This window comes from Bradyrhizobium sp. LB8.2 (assembly GCF_040548035.1).
In the GTDB taxonomy this organism is placed as follows: domain Bacteria; phylum Pseudomonadota; class Alphaproteobacteria; order Rhizobiales; family Xanthobacteraceae; genus Bradyrhizobium.
This window is the reverse complement of sequence record NZ_JBEPQV010000003.1, coordinates 102,579-125,290: the sequence shown is the minus strand read 5'-3', so window position 1 is coordinate 125,290 and position 22,712 is coordinate 102,579. Positions and strand designations below refer to the sequence as shown.

Here is a 22,712-nt window from a genome sequence, read left to right as displayed (position 1 = left end):
GGGTCTCCATGACACCCCAACTTCCCGAACCACCCGGTGCGGACCCGCATGTCGCTCGAGCTTCTCGCGAAACAATCTTGAGCTTATCGGCGCTCTTGATCACCCGCTTGGCCATGGTCCGGCGCGGCAAACTGGACTCTGCAAGTCTCCGTCCTGAACCCGATTGACCACAACGACGCGCCGAAGCCGCCGCGCCCATATAAGGGCGGCGAAGGTTAAACACCTGATCCGTGGCTCACGGTGATGTTGAGGGCGGCTTCGCCGGTGCGTCGTCGCGGACGTGGATTACGGAAAAATCATCCGTATAGAGCCGCTTCCAGCCCGGCAGATGGTCCATGATCCTTGCGGCGGGAATCCAGCCGTTCAGCAGTGTGGCGTCGATCTGGTAGGTATCGAGCAGACGCAGCAGAGTCTCTGCGTTCTTGCCCTCGACAGCCTCGAAATAGTCGAGCACGAACTGCTCTCCATACAGCTCGGCGCGGCCGTCGATGAAGGTCTTGACGTTGCGGGAGATCAGATAGCCGCCGATAGGAGCGGTGCTGAAGATACGTTGCGCGTGCCGCCGCTCGAGCAGGTCGACTGCAGCCACAGGGCGCTGATTGCCGATGAAGTCATACCGGGTCGGCGTGGCATAGGACCGCGTGATACTCCAGCTGGCCGCAACGATCACGAGCGCCGCGATAGCGGTCACTGCAAAGGAGGACCGTGCTTCAGCCCGCGCAAGCGCGACCGCTCTGGTCGCGCCCAATTGTTCGGCGAAGGGTTTCGCCAGCACGAGCGGGGTCAAGAGTGCAAAGGCCTCGATGTTTCTGACGTGGTTGAGTGCCGCCCAGACCAGGCCGAGCAGCAGAAGAATGCGGGTCCACGGCAGCACCAATCCTCTGTAGTAGCCGAGGGCGATCAGTCCGAGCAGGCTGGCTCCGAACAAGTCGAACGAGCTGAAATCGGCGGGCATCCACTCCCAGATCAGCGAGAGCAGCTTGCCGAGGCTGAGGATTTTCGTCGATGCGAGCGGCGTATTCCAGCCATAGGGCGTGCAGCAGCTTGCGGCAAGCGCAGCAAGCCCGAACAAGGCCCAGCGCGATGCCAGTGCAAATCGGTCCTTGCGATCGGTGGACGCGATCGCATCGAGGCCGATGGGCCCAATCAGCACCAGCCCCATGACGAAGCCGCCGTGAAGATTGGCCCATAGTGCCATCAAGGGCAGCAACAGCCACGAGGGCGCGGTGCGCCGATCGGCGGCCGCCAGCAGCCCGCCGACAAAGGCCAGCATGACAGGCAGCGCCAACATGTGCGGGCGGGCGAGAAAGTGGCCTATCGACATGAAGAGGAGCGGGGTGACGAGCAGAAAAGCGCGCACAGGCTCCAGATAGGGCTCAAGCAGGTAGACGAAAATCGCCGCGGCTGCTCCGATCGCGAGCGACGTCAGGATAACTGCACCCGACCAGTTCGACGGCTCGTAAGCCAGCGCGAACAGGACTTGTGATAGCCAGGAGCTCGAGATCCAGGGCTCGCCAGCTCGCGTGAACGAATAGATGTCGGTATAGGGCAGCGCGCGATGTTCGAGAATCCACTGCCCGATCTTGATCTGCCACAGCGTATCGGAATCCCGCAGCATGATGTCGCCGATGCCCAGGAAGAACAGGTAGACACCGGCGCCGATGCAGAATGGCAAAAGCCAGCGCGCAACACCGCGGACGGGTACGCTGCTTGTCATGGAAATCGACATTGGACTCTCGGGGCTGAACGACAGCGCGCAACAGCGCGCAAGCATCAGCACCTGAGCATGATTGCTTTTAAATTGGGGTAAACCGGATCGTCACGCCGCGGCCGCGCCGTGCAAGGATGCATTTACCTGCTCGCCTTTGCTCCATTTGCGTGGCGCACATATGCTCATTTGCGGTCTTGTCATCCGCCCTGAATAGTTGTTCAGTTCTTGAGGGCGATTTGGGCGAAGACAGTGAAGGAGCATGCGGCCGAGCTTTTCGCCGGACACCATCGGCGTTGAGCCCGGAGCCGTTCGCGATGATGGTCGTCGCAACTCCCAGCGCGCCGGCAATCTGGACGAGATGATTGCCGGAAAGAACGTCATATCCGGTACTCTCGTCGTCCCTGCCGTTGATGTAAACCGCGACATGAGAGTTGACGTTGAACTCGCCAGCCGAAAAATTGAGAAGGCTCAGAGCCGCGTCGATGGACGACTTTCCTTCCGCAGCAAGCCCGTTGCGGTAGACAACGCAGGTCACGCTTTGGCCGAAACTATCCGTGATCTCGAGCCTTGTCGATGCAGCGCCAAATACTTCGAAAAACTGCCCCAGGACCGGCTGAACAAACGACTGGTAGACCCACCTTGCACCCGCGGCAGCAGCACCTGCCAGCACAACTTCGATGGCGATTGGCAGTGTCGTGGCGCCAAATATTCCAAGCACGGCTGCCCTGAGAGCAAGTGTCAATGCCGCGGCAATCTCGGCCTTAGGCCCGGAGTCCGCGATGATTTGAACTCCGTCCAAAAAGAAAAAGCCGTCTTGCCTGGTAATCACCTTGTTGAGTTCATTTGCAACGCTGCCTGGACCAAAATACTTGTAGAGAAACTTGATCGGCGGCGAGCCCTGGTCGGTCTGGAGGAGAGGATCAAGAGTACCGTCCAGGAAGTCGCGAAGTGCTTCATCGATCTTCGAAGACTCCGGCGGCTTGACTGTATAGTATTCCATGTCACTCTTCCAAGTAGCTGTTTAGTGGCGACATTCATCGGCTGGCTGGCGGCCAGCCGGCGCATCGATTTATTTTCATTGGAAGCGGATCATTATCGCCTTCATTCGAGAGAGGCGCTCTTACCGCGGTAAGTCCCTGTGAAATTCGATCATTGTTCGAGGCGCGACTTCTTGGCATTGCATGACAGTGCGAGGCCGCACTGCATCGCCCTCAATGCCTTCGATCGTGATGGTCTGGCGACTTTTGCTCCATACGACCCGGCGAGGGACATCAAAATTCATGGACAGCGCGACCTCATCCTGACCGGCATCCGTCACCTCACCGCGATACCCTCTTCCCTCCTTGCCGCGCTCGAAGAGCGCTTGTTTCGAAGCTGCATCCATCGTGAAATACGTGTTTCCTGCGTCTTCACAACGGACGGAGATCGGGTGCTGAATTGGATCGCGAACCCGGAAGCTCAAAATGCTTCTCGGAGGGATGACGGTGCACTGATGAGCTAATGCCGGCCGAAAGGTGGGGTCATCCAATCCCGGCCAAGTCATGGTCTTTTGATTGCGATCAAAGATCAGGTCGAGCCGTCCTGGACGGACGCGCAGCACAAATTCGATCTTTCCATCGTTCGTGGGAATGATCTCTCCTGAGAGTGCATTGATACCGAAATTCGTTTCGACGTTTATCGGGGGCGTTTCAATGACGACTGCTTTTGCATCGATGTCGAACGTCGCGAAGTAAGGGCGGACCGGAGCGCCACCTTCACACCGCACCGAAAATAACTCGGTGGCTGCTGCGCGATCTGGCGTTAACGCGAGAAAGAGAATGGGAGTGAGAGCGAAGCCCATGAGCCGCTTCATGTCGCACGCTCCGTTGGCACATGAGACCCTTCACCGTGGCTTGACAGCAGCGAAGGGCAGTTGGAACTCTTAACATTCCGTCTGGCCGCCTGGCACCTATAGGGCAACTTTTATTCTTCGCCGAAAAGGTGCCGAGATCGAGCGGCGGTCCTTCCAGGTGGACGTCGCGCAATAGCATCTCATCTCCCGAATCCCAGCCACTCGCCAGTCCCCTTGGGGCAGTTCCGGCCAATGGGGATTCGATGCCCTCACGGGCGGCATTTTTGGCTCCTTAGCCATCAAGTTCGATGGCGAGCCCTCACAATCAGGGCTGGCGCTCCAGTCCGGTCGCGTGACGCTTCATGCATTTGCACCTTGTCATCCACTCTGAATAGTTGTTCAGTCCTTGCGGAGCGATTTGCGGCATCAGTGACGAAGCGTTCGGCCGCAGGGCGTGCGGCTGGCGTGTGGGACAGGAAGCGCGCCATGGTTTATCGGCGGACGCATCAAGTGGTGAAGCGCCTTGCGGCAAGGCGCAGTGCGATACTGGCGGCGGCGCGGGAGGCGGCGGCGGAAGGCGGGATGGCGGCGGTGCAGATTGCGCCGGTCGCGATTCGCGCCAGCGTCGCTGCGGGTACGGTCTACCGCTACTTCCCCTCCAAGGCCGAGTTGATCTCCGAATTGATCGCTGAAGTCTCGCGCGACGAGCTCGCGGCGATCCGGCGAGCGGCCGATGCCGCGCCGGGGCCGTCCTCGGCATTGGCGGCGGCCGTGACCACCGTGGCGGTCCATACCCTGTCGCAGCGCCGGCTCGCCTGGGGCATCCTGGCCGAGCCGGTCGATGTCGATGTCAGCGCCTCGCGCCTCGCCAGCCGGCGGGAGATTGCGGGCGAGATGGCCTCGCGGATCGACGCCGCCGTGCGTGCGGGCCATCTGCCGGCGCAGGATACCGGCCTCGCCGCTACTGCGCTGCTCGGCGCGCTGCACGAGGCTCTGGTCGGACCGCTCGCGCCGGATAATCTCGAAGATCCCGCCAGGATGCGCGATGCCGTGCAGACCGTGACGCTGCTGGCGCTGCGCGCGGTCGGCGTCATGGACGCCCGCGCCAGGGGTCTCGTGGTGCAGCAGACGCTGCTACCGACGGCGAAAGCGCTGGTTGGGGCTTAAAACGTCCGCCTGATCGCCGTGGGGACCTGATCGCGCTCAGGCCGTTGTTCCGGGACGCTTTTTTCGGGGATCCCCAGCATATCCGCCGGACCGGCCGGCTACTGTGCATGGGGTTGTTTTCGACTTTTTTGTTGGCCCTGTGCTGGCGGACCTAGATATCCGCTTCGCCCTCGGGGCCGACCGAGGCGATGCGCACCATGTTGGTGGTGCCGGGGATGCCGAGCGGCACGCCGGCGACGATGAGCACGCGCTGGCCGGCGCGGACGAAGCCGTCCCGAAACGCGATCTGGCCGGCGCGGTTCACCATGTCGTCCTGGTCGCGCGCGTCTTCCGCCACCACGCAATGCACGCCCCAGACCACGGCGAGCCGGCGTCCGGCGGAAATGTTGGGCGTGATCGCCACGATCGGCGGCTTCGGCCGCTCTCGCGCCACGCGCGAAGCAGTCGAGCCTGAGCTGGTCCAGCAGATCAGCGCCGGCAGGTCGAGCGTCTCGGCGATCTGCCGCGCGGCGTCCGCGATGGCATCGCCGGCGGTGGATTCCGGAGCGGGGCGCTGTGCGGTGATGACGGAGCGATAGATCGGGTCGCGCTCGACCTCCTCGCCGATGCGGTTCATGGTCGAGACGGCCTCGACCGGGAATTTGCCGGCCGCCGACTCCGCCGACAGCATGATGGCGTCCGCGCCTTCGTAGACGGCAGTGGCGACGTCGGAGACTTCAGCGCGGGTCGGCACCGGCGACTGGATCATTGATTCCAGCATCTGGGTCGCGATCACCACCGGCTTGCCGGCGCGCCGCGCCATGCGCGTCATCTGCTTCTGCAGGCCCGGCACGCGCTCCAGCGGCAGCTCGACACCGAGGTCGCCGCGCGCCACCATCAGCGCGTCGGAGGCGTCGATGATGTCGGCGAGGCGATCGATCGCCTGCGGCTTCTCGATCTTGGCCATCACCGCGGCGCGGCCGCGGATCATTTTCTTGGCCTCGATCACGTCGTCGGCGCGCTGCACGAAGGACAGCGCGATCCAGTCGACGCCGGTGACCAGCGCCGCCTCGAGGTCGGCGCGGTCCTTCGGCGTCATCGCCGAGACCGGCAGGTCGGTGTCGGGCAGGCTGACGCCCTTGCGGTCGGACATCCGGCCGCCGACCACGACGCGGGTCACCGCGTGCTCCTTCGAGGTCTCCTCGGCGATCAGCCGCACCTTGCCGTCGTCGAGCAGCAGCGAATGGCCCGGCCGCAGCGCAGCCAGGATCTCCGGATGCGGAAGCTGGACGCGGGTGGCGTCGCCCGGCGTCTTGTCGGAATCCAGCGTGAAGGCCTGGCCGTTCTGGAGCTGGACCGCGCCTTCGGCGAAGGCGCCGAGCCGAAGCTTCGGCCCCTGGAGATCGACCAGGATGCCGATCGGCCGCCCATAGCTGCTCTCGACATTGCGGATCGTCGCCACCAGCTCCCGCATCTTGTCATGCGGGGTGTGGCTCATGTTGATGCGGAAAAGGTCGGCGCCGGCCTCGAACAGGCGGCGGATCATCGCGAGGTCCGAAGACGCGGGTCCCAGGGTCGCGAGTATCTTGATACGGCGAAGACGCCTCATGGCTTATTTCCAGACGGGGGCGAGAGAGCTGGCGGGAGGCCAGGCGCGGCGGGGGGCGTACCACCGGGCGGCCCATTGGGCAAACCCGGAACCCCCGGGCCGACCGGCCCGGGCAGGCCGGGTACACGCTGCTGTTTTGACGGCTGCTCGTTGGTGTCGGTGAGCTGCACCGTCCAGGCGCGCTGCTCGCCGGTATCGACCTCGAAATAGCCGGTCCGGTCATAGCCGCGCGCGAGGCAATCGTCGGTGCCGCGGATGGTGAATTCCTTGTCGCGCGAGCACATGAAGGCTTGGCCCGACCATTCGCCGCCGCGGTCATAGTCGATGGCGTAGATGTAATAGAAACGGGCGACCAGCGTTCCCCGCAGCAGGGTCTCGCAGGAGCGGGACGAGATGTTCCACCAGCCTTCGGTGGTCCAGCCCTCGGCGTCCTTGTAGCCCAGCGCGATCCCGACCCGGCTCGACGTGTTGTTGCAGAGCCGGAAATCGGCGGAGGCCGGGCTGGCGCAGAGGCACAGCAGGGCAACCACCAGCACCGGGACCAACCGGGCGAGCAGGTGAAGGGGGGAGCGGGGAGATTCGGCGATCATTGTCGCGGAAGCTATATCAGATCATTGACGATTTGGCGTAGGGCCCGGGAACGGCCCGAAGCCAGCTTGGCGCCCGTTTGCGCCGCGATATGGCAAAATCTGTGACAGGGCCCACCTGATCTCGTAAGGGTGACCCCATCCGGGTCAGAGCCAATTCGCAAGCCGAGGGGATCCAGCCATGGCAATCGACGACAAAACCAGAACGGAGCTCGAGGCCGCCGCTTTCCGGCGCCTGGTCGATCATTTGAAGACGCGGACGGACGTCCAGAACATCGACTTGATGAATCTCGCGGGCTTCTGCCGCAACTGCCTGTCCAACTGGCTCAAGGACGCCGCCGACGCCCAAGGCGTCGCCTTGAGCAAGGACGAGAGCCGGGAAGCCGTCTACGGCATGCCCTACGAGACCTGGAAGTCGAAATACCAGGGCGGGGCCACGCCCGAGCAACTCGAGGCCATGAAGAAGGTTCATCCCGGGCACTGAACGGCCGCGTCCTCGGCCGGGCCGACACGCCGCCCCTGAGTCGCATCACACAACAGCTTTCTTCGACACGCCGCAGGAAGGTGTGGGCGCGCTGTGGACGAGCGCGATGCCGCCTTGAACGCGAGAGGTACGGACCCTAAGGGTCTAACCAGCACGCGCGGTGAGGATGCCGGCGTCACCTCGTTTTGCCAGTTCCATTTGGAGTACCAAGATGGCCACCACCGCCGCCGTCCGCGACGACGAACCCGCGACGAAATTTGCCAAGGACCAGCTCAAATCCATCATCGAGCGCATCGAGCGGCTGGAGGAAGAGAAGAAGGCGATCTCCGACGACATCCGCGACGTCTATGCCGAGAGCAAGGGCAATGGCTACGACGTCAAGGCACTGCGCGCCATCGTGCGGATGCGCAAGCAGGACCCGAACGAGCGCGCCGAGGCCGAGACGATCCTTGAGACCTACATGCAGGCGCTGGGGATGATCTGAGCAGATGAGGCCGCGGCGCCACCAGTAGGGGTACCTCGTCCCGCCCCAATTTGCAGCGCACCCAGCTTGGGCAAAATCCGCTCGTCTGCTAGAGTGCTCGGCGAAGGGACCGAGCAATGGATGTGCCTGGACCTGAGCGCAGACTCGCAGCGGTCCTCGCGGCTGACATGGTCGGCTTTAGTCGGCTCATGGAGGTGGACGAGGCTGGTACGCTCGCACGCCTCAAGACCCACCGGATCGAGCTCATCGATCCGGCCATTGCCAAAAATCACGGCCGCATCATCAAAACGACGGGCGACGGCATGCTCGTCGAATTCCATAGCGTCGTCGACGCCGTGCTGTGCGCTGCTGAGATTCAGAGCCGGATGGGGCGACGCAATGCCGACGTCCCGCCGCCGCGATGGATGCAATTCCGCATCGGTATCAATCTGGGCGACGTGATCGTCGACCAGAACGACATTTTCGGCGACGGCGTCAACGTCGCGGCACGGTTGGAGGCACTGGCCGAGCCCGGAGGTATCTGCATCTCGAGCGCGGTGCGCGACCAGCTCGGCCTGCGCCTTGATGGTGTTGCGTTCGAGGATATCGGCGAGCAGAACGTCAAGAACATCGTCCGTCCAATCCGCGTCTACCGGATTCGACTGGAGAGTCCGGCAAGCGCATCAGACGGCACGAAGGGCACTGCAAAGGCGACGGACAAGTCGAAGAAGCCGTCCATTGCCGTGCTGCCCTTCGCCAACATGAGTGGCGACCCGGAGCAGGAGTTCTTTGCGGATGGTCTGACCGAAGACATCATCACCGAGCTTTCACGCTTCCACGACCTGTTGGTGATCTCCCGCAACTCGACCTTCGTGTACAAGGGCAAGGCGGTCAAGGTGCAGGACGTCGGCCGCGAATTCGGCGTCGATTATGTCATCGAGGGCAGTGTGCGAAAGGCCGGAGGTCGCGTCCGCGTCACAGTGCAGCTGATCGATGCGGAAACCGACCGGCACATTTGGGCCGAACGCTACGACGGCGAGCTCATGGACATCTTCGCCATCCAGGACGAGATGACCCGGGCGATCGCCGCCACGTTGCCCGGCCGCGTCGAGGCGGCGACGCACGATCGGGCGAATCGCAAGCCCACGGACAACATGGCGGCTTATGAATGCGTGCTGGCCGCCAAGGTCTTACACCATCGCTCCAATCGCGAAGACAATGCGCGGGCGCAACTTCTGCTCGACCGGGCGCTCGAACTCGATGCAAACTATGCTCACGCACACGCGTGGAAAGCGTGCGTCCTGGGCCAGACTTGGGTCTATAGCTGGTGCGCGGATCGCGACGCCACCTTCCAACAGGTGGCTTCAGAGCTGGAGACCGCGCTGGGCCTCGACGACAATGACAGCGACGTCCACCGCATCCTCGCGGCGCTCAATCTGAACCGCGACGACCATGACAGGGCCACCTACCATCAGGAGCGGGCGCTCGCCCTCAACCCGAACTACGATCTTGTGGTGGTGCAACAGGGCGAACTGCTGACCTGGCTGGACCGGCCTGAAGAGGGCATCGACTGGATCAAGAAGGCGATGCGGCTCAACCCGTATCACCCGGAACGCTTCTGGAGCCATCTCGGGCGCGCCTATTATTGTGCCGAGAAATACGCCGAAGCCGCCGAGGCCTTCTCACGGATCACACGCCCCGATCACACCCATCATGCGTTCCTTGCGGGGATCTTCGCGCAAATGGGCAACGCGATTGCTGCTGGCGCGCACGCGGCCGAAGTTCTCAAGCGTGAACCGGCATTTTCGGTGGCCAATCATCTCTCTACCCAGCATTATAAGCGAGACGTTGATCGTCAGCGCTATCAGGCGGGCCTTCTCCGGGCAGGCCTGCCGGCTTGATCTGGGGCACAGCGGAGACCGATTGGTGATCCATCGAGGGTGAGACTGTGACTGCGCCGACGCTGCCGCGCGAGGTGAGCCGTGCCTTCGACGCCTTCCCGGCGCCGATCAGCAAGCGGCTGCTCCAGGTGCGTGCGCTGATCTTCGCGACCGCCGCGGCGCAAGAGGAGGTCGGTCGGCTCAGCGAAACCCTCAAATGGGGGGAGCCTGCTTATCTGACCGACGAGACCGGCAGCGGCAGCACGATCCGGCTCGGGCGCATCAAGGAGTCCGAGCACGCCGCCATTTTGTTCAACTGCAAGACGACGCTGATCGATACGTTCCGCGAGCGCTTTGCCGATCAGTTCGAGTATCGGCAAACCAGGGCTTTGCTGTTGCCGGCATCGGGCGCGCTGCCGAAGCGGCCGCTATCCGTCTGCCTGTCGCTGGCGTTGACGTATCATCTGGATCGCCGGGCCAGGAAAGCCAGATAGAAACCGCGGACTTGTAGTCCGGATGGACCCAACGGGTCGGCGCGAAGCGGCGCCCGATGACAAGCTCCGCGAAATCCGGGATCTCGCAGCGAGCGTTGCATTCCCGGATTGCGCTGGGGGCAACGCGGTTGCTGCTGGCACGCAGCCTCAATCCGCAGGATTGTCGGTCTCCGTCTCAATTGCTGCGCTTGCGTTGGGAGTCTCGTCGGGCCTGCGGCCGCTTGTTGGCCTGCGAGACTCTTCCGATTGTTTCCGGTGGAAGTTTCTTGATCCGGTGACGGCTTGGGATGGACCGCATGCCGTCATGCGAAGTTGGAGTTGTCTGCGGTCGAGAAAACTGACGTGCCCGACGGAGTGCCAACGCCCGTCTCGCCGCTTCCCCGAGTTCCCGTCGTGCTTCAAACTTTCGGATGCGCCTCAGCTCGTTCTTAACGCGCTTAGTGGCAGCAGCGAAAACCGATTGGCGCCGATTTGCGTGCTCTGTCGTTCCGGAGAAACTCTTGCCGCGGGGGTCGGCCATTCCCTTTGTTTCGCGGCGTCGATGCCGCGACAATGTACGCTCCCTGTCACGCAGATCCCGAAGGCGGGCGCGAAGGCCCTCAAGTCCTTCGCGCTCCATCTCTCCAACCATTGGATGGTGCGTATTCAATATGACTTCGCGCTCGTCGGGGTTCAGAAGGCTGAGCTCAGACTTGCATGGAACTGACATCGCACGCTCCTACTTCGCTGTAGCGACATTTCCTCGAGACCTGCAGCAAGCTCGTACTCAATAGTCGCCGCCGGGCTCATGGCAGCCGCTGCCTTCGTATTTTGGATCCGAGCTCGTGTATAGAATCTGCGTCACGCGGCCACTTCGGAAACGCGGGAAACACCGGCACAAGGCAAGCGCGAAGGCCACAATGCGCGGTTGGAATGCGCAGCGATACCGGGTGATTACCCGTTGGAAGTGGAGGAATCCTCCTTAGTGCAGATGCGCACCAAGATTTTGAAAATCCGAACTGTGTGAGGGGAAAGATCTCAGCGCAGCGAGGCGGTGCGGACCACGAATGATGTCGTCTCGAGTTTCGCGGTCGCACTGCCCGTAAAGCTGTCGCAGGACAGGCCTTGCATCGGATCGTCGGCAAAACCCATAGCGATCACGGCCTGCGGCTTGACGAAGTAGGCGCGCATTGCGGCCATGTCGAGCTCGCCCATCAGCGTGACCGACATCGCGCGGCTGGCGCTCGGCGACAGCATCACGATCTTGAGCCAGATGCTTTCGCCCTTGGCGGCGGAGAGCCGGGTCGCGGTCGCGACCATGCCATCGATGCGCTTGCCGACAACCGTGTTGATCTCGGTCGCGGGCGCTAGGTTGCGCGCCGCGGAGGCGGGACGGGCGGAGCGCGGGATCGGAGCGGAGGCGGCGACGACGTTGGCGCGGTCGACCGGCGCCGCGGACGCCGGCGCATAGGCCAGCGCCTGATAGGCGGCGTTGGAGACGCTCGCGGTCGGCTGCGGATCGGTGGCAGCGGCAAGTGCCTGGCGGGCTTTCAGCGCAGCCACTTGGGCCGGCGTTGCCTGTTGCGGCGTGGCCGGGGCGTCCCAGAAGCCGCGGGCGTTGATGATGTCGGCCGGGGTCTCGAGCTTTGCGTCGGCAGATTTGCCGGTGGCCGGCTTTTCAACCACGGGCGCGGGCTTCGGCTTGGGCGGCGCCAGGAGCTGCGCATCGGCCGAAGCGAGCTGGAACGTCGCGGCGATCGACGGCTTGGCGCGCGGCGTCGGCACCGGATCGGCCGGCTTGACTGCGGAGGCGACCACGGTCGGCGCGGCGGGCTTCGCGGCCGGGGCGGGCGCGCCCTCGTCATCCTCGTCGCTGCTCGTGGCGGCCGGGGCCGGCTTGCCCTTGAACAATGCGACAAAGAAATTCGGCTTGCTGCCGGCGTCGTCGCCGCTTCCGCGGCGCTCGATGTCGGCCTTGGCGAGCTCATAACCCTTCAGCGGCGTGCCGTCGGTCGGGACATGGACGGTGCGGCCGTCCGGGAAGACGCGGGCGAGCTGGTCATGCGTCATGCGCGGCCAGTGCCGGATGCTGCCGGTGTCCAGATGCACGAAGGGCGAACCGGAGGTCGGATAGAAGCCGACGCCGCCGCGCTGAAGGCGCAGGCCGGCAAAGCGGATTTGCTCCAGCGGCACGCCCGGAATGTGGAAGTCCATCGCATGTCCCAGCATGTGCTGGCTGAAGCGCGCCACCCCGGAGGAGCGGCGGCGGAGCATGGCGTTGGTGGCGGGCGAGCGGTAGGAGGAGATGATCTGGATCGGCTGCTTGGCATCGACGTCGCGATACACTTCCCAGAGGATGTCGAAGAGGTGACGGTCCATGACCGTCTCGTCCTGGGTACGCCAGTCGCGCAGGAAGTGGTTGAGCTGCTTCAGCGCCGCTTCGTCGTAACGCCCGTCGCGCTTGAAGGTGACGGTGAGGTCTTCGCCGGAATGGGTGTGGTGGAAGGAGAGCGTCTTGGTCTCGTTCAGCGCGGCGGCGTTGTGAACTGAACCTGCGGCAGCAAGCAGCAATACGGCAGCGAGGCCGATCCGAGAGCCGGCCTTCACTCCCGCATGGGACAACGACAGCGCAGCGAATTGGCGTGCGATACCAGTCAGCACGTTAGAGCCCACCCAGTCGACCAGCGTTCAAAATGGACTCTCCCGCTAACCCCGTTAGCACGCGAAAGAGGGTGAACGCTTTCTTAAAGCGAGAAGGTTAACTTGAGGTTGACCTTCCTGCCCCCAAACCAAGTCAGACTACAATCCTAACGGGGTGAGTGTGGCAAAAAAACGCCCGCTGCCTGAGGTCGGGTGGAGAATGGTTAACGTTAAGCGACCCCATCCAGAGAATGAGGTCGCTGATTTTGTTGCAGAATTTCAGGAGTTAGGCCCCAGTCTGGGCCGGTCTCAGCGGGTGAATACCCGCTGCTGCTGCGGTCGGCGACCGACCGGAGCCGGCGGCGGAGTCGGAGCTCCGAACAGCCGCTCGAAGAAATTCAGGCCGGACGAGCCGCCATTGTTGGCTGCCAACACGCCGTTCGGCAGCGTCGTTGCCGGGCGTGAATAGCTCGGCTGGGAATGCGCGACGACGTTCTCGAGATCCTTGCCGCGGCCGTTCTTCAGGATGTTGATCATGGTCGCGTCGCGGCCATAGACGTCCTTGCGGAATTGCAGCTTGCCGCCATCGTCCACGAATGCGGTCTGGTAGGTGATGTTGACCGGGATCGGGGTCGGGAATTTCAAGTCGACTTCGCCCTTGCCGTACATGCTGCGCACGCGCTCCGGCGTGTACTTCTCGTTCGGCAGCGCGATGTTGAGCAGGATGGCGGCGTACTGATCCGGGTTCTGCACGCGCATGCAGCCATGGCTGAAGGCACGCTCGTCCCTGGCGAACAGGTTCTTGTCCGGCGTGTCGTGCTGATAGACCAGGAACTTGTTCGGGAAGTTGAAGCGGATGCGGCCGAGCGCGTTGGCTTCACCCGGCGGCTGCGAGATGTGCACCGAGCCGTCGCGGTTCTGTTCGAGCTTGAGGCCCATGCGCTGGAGCACGGTCGGGTCCTGCTGAAGCGCCGGCAAATATTCGTTGTAGACGATCGACGGCGGCACGTTCCAGGTCGGATTGACCGTGATGTACTTCATCGTCTCGGTGAGCAGCGGGGTCGCATGCGTGCCCGGCTTGCCGGTGACGACGCGGGTGGTCCAGACCTGCTGGCCGCGCTGCATCACCTTCAGCGTGTAGTCGGGGATGTTGAGGATGACATAGGCGTCGCCCAGCGCGGGAACGCCGAGGTCGCGCGGCAGCCAGCGCCAGCGCTCCATATTCACCAGCACCACGTCGATCTGCTTGTCGCGCTTCGGCGTGTTGATCGCCTTGACCGTCTTGTCATCGAGGATGCCGGTCGCCTTGATCTCGGCATCGTTCTGGAATTTGCGCACGGCTTCGGCGACCGCAGCGTCATAGCGGGTGTCGCTGGCGTTCTCGGCGAGGCCGAGCTTGGCGCGCAGCTGCGGCACGCGCGGATCTTCAACGACGATTTCAGCCCGCTTCTTGCCGGCCGGGGTGTACTTCAGCGCCGGACCGTCGGCGATCTCGATCACCGGGCTGTTGCCCTGGCCGCGGAGCTCCGCGAGCTTCGCCTTCAGCTCCTTGTAGAGCTTCTGCGGCGGGTTATAGCTGTCGAGGGCTGCGGAGGCATCGGTCGCGCTCGTGACCTTGGCGAGCACGTCGCTCGGATCGGTCGGGTGCTCCGGATAGAGGATGTCGCCGCTGACCTGCGACCAGTGCATGCGGCCGCTCTGGGCCTGGCGCGCATAGTCGAACATGCTGGCGGTGAGCTTGAGCTCGGCATCGGCGAGTGCATCGGGCGTCGTGGCGGCGGCAAAATCCGGCAGCTGGTAATCGGCGGGATTGAGACCGTCGGACGCCGCATCCTTCAGCCGTGCGATCACGCCCTTGGCTGCAGGGGTCAGGCTGCCGCCCTGGGTCCAGACCGGCGCGAAGTCGCGTGCACCGTAAAACTTCTCGATCGCCGCGCGCTCGTTCTTGCGGTCGAAATGGCGCGAGGTCTTGGCGCCGATGATGTCCTTGAGCTTGTCGGCGACCGGCTGATCGGCGGCGGGAACGTTGCTCGTGGCCTTCACCGGCTCTGAGGCCGGGGTTGCTGCGACCGCAGGTGCCGAGGGAGCGGTCGGCGTTGCGGTTGCGGTGTCGGCCTTGACGGGTTCAGTCTTCGCGGGTTCAGACTTCGCGGGTTCAGACTTGGCCGTCTCGCTCTTCGGCGCCTCTGGCGGGGGCGTGGCGGCGACATCGGAAGGCTTGCTCTCAACCTTGTCGGGGGCCGGTGCAGCTTCGGCCTTCACGGCCTCCTTGGCCGGTTCCTGAATAGCGGCGGTGGTGTCGAGCTTGATGTCGGATGCGGTCGGGGGCGGGACGTTTGCGGGTTCGGGGCGCGGGATCGCAGCTTCGATCGCAAGCTCGGCAGCGCTGCTGCGCGCCTGATCCTGCGCCAAGGCTGAGCTGGCCGATACCGTGAGGAAGGTCGCAGCGACCGTCATCAAGACACGGTCAAAGCCTGCACGGTGGTTCAAACAGTCACGCATTGTGTCGCACCCCTCGGGTGAGCTGTCCCTCGTGGAACAGCTTTGTTATCGCCTAATGAGCTTCGGCTAAACCGCGCCGGCCTCTCGAAAGTTGCACGCCTGCACGCAACGATTCTTACGCAGACGATATACAGGCCCCGATTTCGCAGCCAGCGCTACCCGGGACAACTCACGACAAACTGACTTCAAGGAAGCCTTTTGGCAACGGATTGTGCGCTTCTGCCACGCGCTTTTCCCTGTGTCTGTCACTTCCAAGTCACGGTTCACCGTGCAGTCGAATTCCATCGTCATGCGAACGGCTTACAGTCGTCTCGCTCCGCCCGCACGAACCCCCGTTCGCGTCAGGCTCAGTGCGTCTCCTCACCGCTTTTGCCGCCATGGCCGGGAACCCCGGCTTCGTCGAGTTTGCGGTAGAGGGTGGACCGGCCGATTTTGAGGCGGCGGGCGACCTCGGACATCTGTCCGCGGTAATGGGAGATCGCGAAGCGGATGATCTCGTTCTCGATGTCCTCCAGCGGTCGGACCTCGCCGGTCGCGGTCAGCATGGAGAGGGCACCCGCCAGGGGCAGCGGCGCGATCGGTATTTCATTACCCGACACGAGGGAGGGGGCCGCCATCGGCTCCAGCATCAGCGGCGCGGTCGGAATGTCTGTTCCCGGATGCGGCTGCGAGGCGAGCAGGGGGAAGTCGTCAAGGCCAAGCTGGTCGCCCTCGCTCATCACCACGGCGCGGTAGACCGCGTTTTCGAGCTGGCGGATGTTGCCGGGCCAATCGAGCTGGGCGAGGTGCGCAACGGCCTCGCCGCTGATGCCGGTGATGGAGCGGTTTTCCTCGGCGGCAAAGCGCGCCAGGAAATGCCTGAGCAGATGCGGGATGTCCTCGCGCCGGGAGCGCAGCGAGGGGATCGTCAGCGGCAGGACGTGAAGGCGATAGAACAAATCTTCCCGGAAGTGTCCCTGCTTGACCCGCTCCAGCAGCCTGCGGTTGGTCGCCGAGATGATGCGGACGTCGACCTTCACGGGCTTGCGGCCGCCGACCGCCTCGACCGCGCCTTCCTGGAGCGCGCGGAGCAGCTTGACCTGCGCGGTCAGCGGCAGCTCGCTGACCTCGTCCAGAAACAGCGTGCCGCCATGGGCTTCGACGAACTTGCCGGTGTGGCGTTCGGTGGCGCCGGTGAAGGCACCCTTCTCGTGACCGAACAGGATGGACTCGACGAGGTTGTCGGGGATCGCGCCGCAATTGACTGCGACGAACGGTTTTGCCTTGCGCTCGCCGCTGCCATGGATGGCGCGCGCGAACATCTCCTTGCCGACGCCGGACTCGCCTTCGATCAGCACGGGGATCGAGGAGTTTGTTGCTTTCTGCGCTGCGCGCATCACGTCCGCCATCGCCTCGGCGCGGGTGATGATGTCGGAGAAGGTCAGCCGGCCCTCGCGGCTGTGACGGATGCGCTGCAATTCGCCCTTGAGCGCGGACGAATTGAGCGCGTTGCGAAGAGAGACCTGGAGCCGCTCCAGGCCGACCGGCTTGACCACGAAATCGGCCGCGCCCGCGCGCATTGCCGAGATCACATTGTCGATGCCGCCATGGGCGGTCTGCACGATGACGGGAATGCTGAGGCCCGCTTCGCGGATTTTCGCCAGCACGCCCATGCCGTCGAGGCCGGGCATCACGAGATCGAGGATGACGCCGTCGATAACGGGCGCATCGGGGGCGGTGAGGACGGCGATCGCGGCGTCGCCGGAATCCACGACGATCGTCTCATAGCCGCATTTCTGCACCATGTTTTCGACCAGCCGGCGGGCTACAGCGTCGTCGTCGGCGATCAAAATACTGGCAGCCATGGTGTTCCCCGCACGCTACTACTATCTGTCTCGAATCGGGGCACTCTGGCCGAAGCCGATTAACGCACTCTTAAACCTTGATGCCCCCGCCCGCTGTCGCGATTGTTGAACACAGGTTTCCCACACAATGAATTCGCGCTCCAAGTTTGCAGTTAAGAAGTCCGCCGCTAGCAAGCCCGCTCTCCGCAAGCCGAACACCAGGAAATCAGCAGCCAAGGTCAAGTCCTCCAAGCCGTCGCTTGCCAAGCCCTCGCTCGCCAAGTCTTCACCCGCCAAGCCTGCGAGCAAGACCGGCAAGCTTCCGGAGTGGAACCTCGCCGATCTCTATACCGGGATCGATGCGCCGGAAGTGGCGCGCGATCTCGCAAAAATGGATGCCGATTGCGTCGCGTTCGAGACGGACTACAAGGGCAAGCTCGCAACAGGAACAGCAAAGGAAGATGGCGGAAAATGGCTCACTGAAGCCGTGCGACGCTATGAGGCGATCGACGACCTCGCCGGCCGTCTCGGCTCCTACGCCGGTCTCGTCCATGCCGGCGACAGCGTGGACCCCAAGATTTCAAAGTTTTACGGCGACGTTTCCGAGCGGCTGACGGCTGCATCGACGCATTTGCTGTTCTTCGCGCTCGAGCTCAATCGTGTCGATGACGATATATTGAACCGCGCGATGCAGGCCGCCGAGCTCGCGCACTACCGTCCCTGGATCGAGGATCTGCGCAAGGAGAAGCCGTACCAGCTCGACGACAAGCTCGAGCAGCTCTTTCTGGAGAAGTCGCAGACCGGCTATTCCGCCTTCAACCGGCTGTTCGACCAGACCATCTCGGGCCTGCGTTTCAAGATCGGGACCAAGGAGCTCGCAATCGAGCCGACGCTCAATCTGCTGCAGGACCGCGACGGCGCCAAGCGCAAGACCGCGGCCGAGGCGCTCGCAAAGACCTTCAAGGCCAATGAGCGCATCTTTGCGCTGATCACCAACACGCTGGCCAAGGACAAAGACATCTCCGACAGCTGGCGCGGCTTCAAGGACGTCGCGGATTCCCGCCATTTGAACAACCGCGTCGAACGCGAGGTGGTGGATGCGCTGGTCGCCTCGGTGCGCGCGGCCTATCCAAAATTGTCGCATCGCTATTACGCGCTGAAGGCACGCTGGTTCCGCAAGAAGCGCCTGGCTTCCTGGGACCGCAATGCGCCGCTGCCTTTCGCGGCGACCGACGTCATCGGCTGGCCCGACGCGCGGAACATGGTGCTGACGGCCTATCGTGGCTTCTCGCCTGAAATGGCTGATATCGCCGAGCGCTTCTTCACCGATCGCTGGATTGACGCGCCGGTACGCCCGGGCAAGGCACCGGGCGCGTTCTCGCATCCGACCACGCCATCGGCGCACCCTTACGTACTGATGAACTACCAGGGCAAGCCGCGCGACGTGATGACGCTCGCCCATGAGCTCGGCCACGGCGTGCATCAGGTGCTGGCGGCCAGAAACGGCGCGCTGATGGCGCCGACGCCGTTGACGCTGGCGGAGACCGCAAGCGTGTTCGGCGAGATGCTGACCTTCCGGCGGCTGCTGGCGCAGACCAAGAACCCAAAGCAGCGCCAGGCGCTGCTCGCCGGCAAGGTCGAGGACATGATCAACACCGTGGTGCGGCAGATCGCGTTCTATTCGTTCGAGCGCGCGGTCCACACCGAGCGCAAGAACGGCGAGCTCACCGCGACGCGGCTCGGCGAGATCTGGCTGTCGGTGCAAGGCGAGAGCCTGGGGCCGGCAATCGAGATCAAGGCGGGCTACGAGAACTACTGGATGTACATCCCGCACTTCATCCATTCGCCGTTCTACGTCTACGCCTACGCGTTCGGCGATTGCCTCGTGAACTCGCTCTACGCCGTCTACGAGAACGCGGCCGAGGGCTTTGCCGAGCGCTATCTCGACATGCTCGCCGCCGGCGGCACCAAGCATTATTCCGAGCTGCTACGGCCGTTCGGGCTCGATGCCAAGGACCCGAAGTTCTGGGACGGCGGCCTCTCGGTCATCGCCGCCATGATCGACGAGCTGGAAGCAATGGGCTGAGGCGGGCGGACGAGTCACCTCGATACAGGGCGCCCGGTCGTGCGTGGACCGGTGACGGAGGGCGAGCGTTGTGGCGACGATGATCGATCAGGGCTGTGCGGCTCTCGCGCCGAGCTTTCCCGCCAATCGGAATTCCAAATGACCTGATTTGCCGCAAAACCGCGCCTGCCTGCCGTTGCCCTGCCCGAAGGTTTGCGGTATCCCAGCGATGAAATTCGACTTTCGACTGGGGACAATTGATGGCTGATCATAGCAAAGTGGCGTACAGCACCGCCGACGGCAACGACTACGTTGCCCACGAGCAGACCTACGAGGGCTTCATCAAGCTGGTGAAGTACGGCACGATCTCGGTCGCGCTCATCGTGATCCTGATGGCGATCTTCCTGACCTGACTATCGCCGGCTGCATCCGCCAGCGCCGGCGGCTGCTCATAAAATTTGCACACAATCCGGTTCCAAAACCGGTATCCAACGTTGCGGGAGTAACGCTAAGTTCGCGTGCGCGCTTTTCCCGCGTCGCCGGAGGGCCTATGAAGATCGCCGTTGCCAAGGAAATCGATCCGTCGGAGCCGCGCGTTGCCGCTTCGCCGGATACGGTGAAGAAGTTCAAGGCGTTGGGCGCCGAGATCGCCGTTGAGCCGGGCGCCGGCCTCAAGTCGGGCCTGCCGGATTCCGAATTCACCGCCGTGGGGGCCACCGTCAGCGCCGACGCGCTGAAGGACGCCGACATCATCATCAAGGTGAAGCGCCCTGAAGCCTCCGAGTTGGCGCAGTACAAGCGCGGCGCGCTCGTCATCGCCATCATGGACCCCTACGGCAATGAGGCCGCGCTGAAGACGATCGCCGATGCCGGCGTCTCTGCCTTCGCGATGGAATTGATGCCGCGCATCACGCGCGCGCAGGTAATGGACGTGTTGTCCTCGCAGGCTAATCTTGCCGGCTACCGTGCCGTGATCGAGGGCGCCGAAGCCTTCGGCCGCGCCTTCCCGATGATGATGACCGCGGCCGGCACCGTGCCTGCCGCCAAGGTTTTCGTGATGGGCGTTGGCGTCGCCGGCCTCCAGGCGATCGCGACCGCGCGCCGGCTCGGTGCCATCGTCACCGCGACCGACGTACGGCCGGCGACCAAGGAGCAGGTGGAATCGCTCGGCGCAAAATTCCTCGCCGTCGAGGACGAGGAATTCAAGAACGCGCAGACCGCCGGCGGCTACGCCAAGGAAATGTCGAAAGAGTATCAGGCCAAGCAGGCCGCGCTGACCGCCGAGCACATCAAGAAGCAGGACATCGTGATCACGACGGCACTGATTCCGGGCCGGCCGGCGCCGAAGCTGGTCACGGCCGACATGGTCAAGTCGATGAAGCCGGGTTCGGTGCTGGTCGATCTCGCCGTCGAGCGCGGCGGCAATGTCGAGGGTGCAAGGCCGGGCGAAGTCGCCGACGTCGATGGCATCAAGATCGTCGGCTACACCAATGTCGCCGGCCGCGTCGCGGCGTCGGCCTCCAGCCTCTACGCGCGCAATTTGTTCAATTTCATCGAAACGATGTTCGACAAGACCAACAAGGCGCTGGCCGTGAATTGGGACGACGAACTCGTGAAGGCGACCGCGCTGACCAGGGACGGCGCCGTGATTCATCCGAATTTCCAGCCGAAAGCGTAAGGAGAGCCGCCATGGAGCATGTTGCACAGGTCGTTGACCCCTTCGTCTTCCGGCTGTCGATTTTCGTTCTCGCCGTCTTCGTCGGCTATTTCGTGGTGTGGTCGGTGACCCCGGCGCTGCATACGCCGCTGATGAGCGTGACCAACGCGATCTCCTCGGTGATCGTGGTCGGTGCGCTGCTGGCGGTCGGCGTCGGCATGATCTCGAGCGGCTCCGGCTGGGCGCGCGGCTTCGGTTTCGTCGCGCTCATCTTTGCCTGCGTGAACATCTTTGGCGGCTTCCTTGTCACCCAGCGCATGCTGGGGATGTACAAGAAGAAGTCGAAGTAAGCGGCCACCTCGGGCTGAAGGGATCAATGGGGACCTGAGATGAACGCCAATCTCTCTGCATTCTTGTATCTCGTGGCGGGGGTGCTGTTCATCCTGTCGCTGCGCGGGCTGTCGAGCCCGGCGTCGTCGCGCCAGGGCAATCTGTTCGGCATGATCGGCATGGGGATCGCGGTCGCAACCACGCTCGCCAGCCATCCGCCGGCGGACGGCGTCGCCTGGATCCTCGTGATATCAGGTGTCGCCATTGGCGGCGCGATCGGCGCGGTGATCGCCCGCCGCGTGCCGATGACCTCGATGCCGGAACTGGTCGCCGCCTTCCACTCTCTGGTCGGCATGGCCGCGGTGCTCGTCGCTGCCGGCGCGTTCTACGCGCCCGAAGCCTTCGACATCGGCACCCCCGGCAACATCCACCCACAGAGCCTGGTCGAGATGTCGCTCGGCGTCGCCATCGGCGCGCTGACCTTCACCGGCTCGGTGATCGCGTTCCTGAAGCTGTCCGCGCGGATGAGCGGTGCGCCGATCATCCTGCCGTTCCGCCACATCATCAACATCGCGCTCGCGATTGCGCTCGTCGTCTTCGTCGTCGGGCTGGTGATGTCGGGCAGCGCGCTCGACTTCTGGCTGATCGTCATTATCGCGCTGGCGCTCGGTGTGCTCATGATCATCCCGATCGGCGGCGCCGACATGCCGGTCGTGATCTCGATGCTGAACTCCTACTCCGGCTGGGCGGCTGCCGGCATCGGCTTCACTCTCGGCAATTCCGCACTGATCATCACCGGCGCGCTGGTCGGATCGTCGGGCGCGATCCTGTCCTACATCATGTGCCACGCGATGAACCGGTCCTTCATCTCGGTCATCCTCGGCGGCTTCGGCGGCGAGACCGCTGCGGCCGGCGGTGGCGGCGGCGGCGAGCAGAAGCCGGTCAAGCTCGGCTCGGCCGACGACGCGGCCTTCATCATGAAGAACGCTCAGAAGGTCATCATCGTGCCCGGCTACGGCATGGCAGTGGCGCAGGCCCAGCATGCGCTGCGCGAAATGGGTGACATCCTGAAGAAGGAAGGCGTCGAGGTGAAATACGCCATTCACCCGGTCGCCGGCCGCATGCCCGGCCACATGAACGTGCTGCTTGCCGAAGCCAACGTGCCCTATGACGAGGTGTTCGAGCTCGAGGACATCAACTCCGAGTTCGCGCAGGCCGACATCGCCTTCGTGATCGGCGCCAACGACGTTACCAATCCGGCAGCCGAAGACGACAAGACCTCGCCAATCTACGGCATGCCGGTGCTCCAGGTCTGGAAGGCCGGCACCGTGATGTTCATCAAGCGCTCGCTCGCTTCGGGCTATGCCGGCATCGACAATCCGCTGTTCTACCGGGACAACACCATGATGCTGCTCGGCGACGCCAAGAAGGTCACCGAAAGCATCGTCAAATCGATGTAGCGCGGAAGGAAATGGGCCGTGGCCAAAGCGACGCGCGGGCAGCGCGTCGCT

Annotated in this window: 18 protein-coding genes; 10 read left to right on the top strand and 8 right to left on the bottom strand. The window is 63.6% G+C overall.

Annotated features, from left to right (window positions below):
* Positions 1-235: 235 nt before the first annotated feature.
* From ABIB06_RS05055 to ABIB06_RS05045, 3 genes are all read right to left on the bottom strand, one after another.
* On the bottom strand, positions 236-1,729 hold the full coding sequence (locus tag ABIB06_RS05055) for a hypothetical protein (protein ID WP_354044917.1): 1,494 nt from the start codon (positions 1,727-1,729) through the stop codon (positions 236-238).
* A gap of 67 nt (positions 1,730-1,796) precedes the next feature.
* The gene (locus ABIB06_RS05050; protein WP_354044919.1) at positions 1,797-2,711 is read right to left on the bottom strand and encodes a hypothetical protein; all 915 of its coding nucleotides are present in this window, start codon (positions 2,709-2,711) and stop codon (positions 1,797-1,799) included.
* Positions 2,712-2,831: 120 nt separating this feature from the next.
* Entirely contained in the window at positions 2,832-3,563 is a 732-nt protein-coding gene (locus tag ABIB06_RS05045) for a hypothetical protein (protein WP_354044921.1), read from the bottom strand.
* A gap of 465 nt (positions 3,564-4,028) precedes the next feature.
* Here ABIB06_RS05045 and ABIB06_RS05040 point away from each other — a divergent pair, with 465 nt between their 5' ends.
* Positions 4,029-4,709, top strand: coding sequence for a TetR family transcriptional regulator (locus ABIB06_RS05040; RefSeq protein WP_247343058.1), 681 nt, complete (start codon positions 4,029-4,031; stop codon positions 4,707-4,709).
* A 151-nt stretch (positions 4,710-4,860) separates the two neighbouring features.
* On the opposite strand, the gene pyk is transcribed toward ABIB06_RS05040, so the two are convergent.
* Entirely contained in the window at positions 4,861-6,297 is a 1,437-nt protein-coding gene (gene pyk / locus ABIB06_RS05035) for a pyruvate kinase (protein WP_247343062.1), read from the bottom strand.
* A complete protein-coding gene (locus ABIB06_RS05030; RefSeq protein WP_247343064.1) occupies positions 6,294-6,887 on the bottom strand; it encodes a DUF1036 domain-containing protein in 594 nt (197 codons plus the stop codon). Before ABIB06_RS05030 ends, pyk begins: the two co-directional genes overlap by 4 nt.
* 178 nt (positions 6,888-7,065) lie before the next feature.
* Here ABIB06_RS05030 and ABIB06_RS05025 point away from each other — a divergent pair, with 178 nt between their 5' ends.
* The 4 genes from ABIB06_RS05025 (at position 7,066) to ABIB06_RS05010 (ending at position 10,205) form a co-directional block, all read left to right on the top strand.
* Positions 7,066-7,368, top strand: coding sequence for a DUF1244 domain-containing protein (locus tag ABIB06_RS05025; protein WP_247343067.1), 303 nt, complete (start codon positions 7,066-7,068; stop codon positions 7,366-7,368).
* 211 nt (positions 7,369-7,579) lie between these two features.
* Entirely contained in the window at positions 7,580-7,852 is a 273-nt protein-coding gene (locus ABIB06_RS05020) for a DUF2312 domain-containing protein (RefSeq protein ID WP_247343070.1), read from the top strand.
* A gap of 116 nt (positions 7,853-7,968) precedes the next feature.
* Positions 7,969-9,732, top strand: a complete 1,764-nt coding sequence (locus ABIB06_RS05015; RefSeq protein ID WP_354044925.1) for an adenylate/guanylate cyclase domain-containing protein — start codon at positions 7,969-7,971, stop codon at positions 9,730-9,732.
* Positions 9,733-9,779: 47 nt separating this feature from the next.
* A complete protein-coding gene (locus ABIB06_RS05010; RefSeq protein WP_354044927.1) occupies positions 9,780-10,205 on the top strand; it encodes a DUF1801 domain-containing protein in 426 nt (141 codons plus the stop codon).
* Between the two features lie 1,017 nt (positions 10,206-11,222).
* Here the strand turns inward: ABIB06_RS05010 and mepK are convergent.
* The 3 genes from mepK to ABIB06_RS04995 form a co-directional block, all read right to left on the bottom strand.
* Positions 11,223-12,845: a peptidoglycan L,D-endopeptidase MepK gene (mepK, locus tag ABIB06_RS05005; protein WP_354044929.1), complete on the bottom strand. Its 1,623-nt coding sequence runs from the start codon at positions 12,843-12,845 to the stop codon at positions 11,223-11,225.
* A 288-nt stretch (positions 12,846-13,133) separates the two neighbouring features.
* Positions 13,134-15,326 carry a L,D-transpeptidase scaffold domain-containing protein gene (locus tag ABIB06_RS05000; protein ID WP_354044931.1) on the bottom strand — a complete coding sequence of 731 codons (2,193 nt, stop codon included), beginning with the start codon at positions 15,324-15,326 and terminating at the stop codon, positions 13,134-13,136.
* 347 nt (positions 15,327-15,673) lie between these two features.
* Entirely contained in the window at positions 15,674-17,170 is a 1,497-nt protein-coding gene (locus ABIB06_RS04995) for a sigma-54-dependent transcriptional regulator (protein WP_247447500.1), read from the bottom strand.
* A 127-nt stretch (positions 17,171-17,297) separates the two neighbouring features.
* Here ABIB06_RS04995 and ABIB06_RS04990 point away from each other — a divergent pair, with 127 nt between their 5' ends.
* The 5 genes from ABIB06_RS04990 (at position 17,298) to ABIB06_RS04970 (ending at position 22,661) form a co-directional block, all read left to right on the top strand.
* Positions 17,298-19,235, top strand: a complete 1,938-nt coding sequence (locus ABIB06_RS04990; RefSeq protein WP_354044933.1) for a M3 family oligoendopeptidase — start codon at positions 17,298-17,300, stop codon at positions 19,233-19,235.
* Positions 19,236-19,474: 239 nt separating this feature from the next.
* Positions 19,475-19,627 (top strand): aa3-type cytochrome c oxidase subunit IV, encoded by a 153-nt coding sequence (locus ABIB06_RS04985; protein ID WP_354044935.1) that lies wholly within the window; start codon positions 19,475-19,477, stop codon positions 19,625-19,627.
* A 137-nt stretch (positions 19,628-19,764) separates the two neighbouring features.
* Positions 19,765-20,892 carry a Re/Si-specific NAD(P)(+) transhydrogenase subunit alpha gene (locus ABIB06_RS04980; protein WP_354044936.1) on the top strand — a complete coding sequence of 376 codons (1,128 nt, stop codon included), beginning with the start codon at positions 19,765-19,767 and terminating at the stop codon, positions 20,890-20,892.
* A gap of 11 nt (positions 20,893-20,903) precedes the next feature.
* Positions 20,904-21,221: a proton-translocating transhydrogenase family protein gene (locus ABIB06_RS04975; RefSeq protein WP_247447502.1), complete on the top strand. Its 318-nt coding sequence runs from the start codon at positions 20,904-20,906 to the stop codon at positions 21,219-21,221.
* Positions 21,222-21,260: 39 nt separating this feature from the next.
* Positions 21,261-22,661 (top strand): NAD(P)(+) transhydrogenase (Re/Si-specific) subunit beta, encoded by a 1,401-nt coding sequence (locus ABIB06_RS04970; RefSeq protein ID WP_354044939.1) that lies wholly within the window; start codon positions 21,261-21,263, stop codon positions 22,659-22,661.
* Positions 22,662-22,712: the final 51 nt, after the last annotated feature.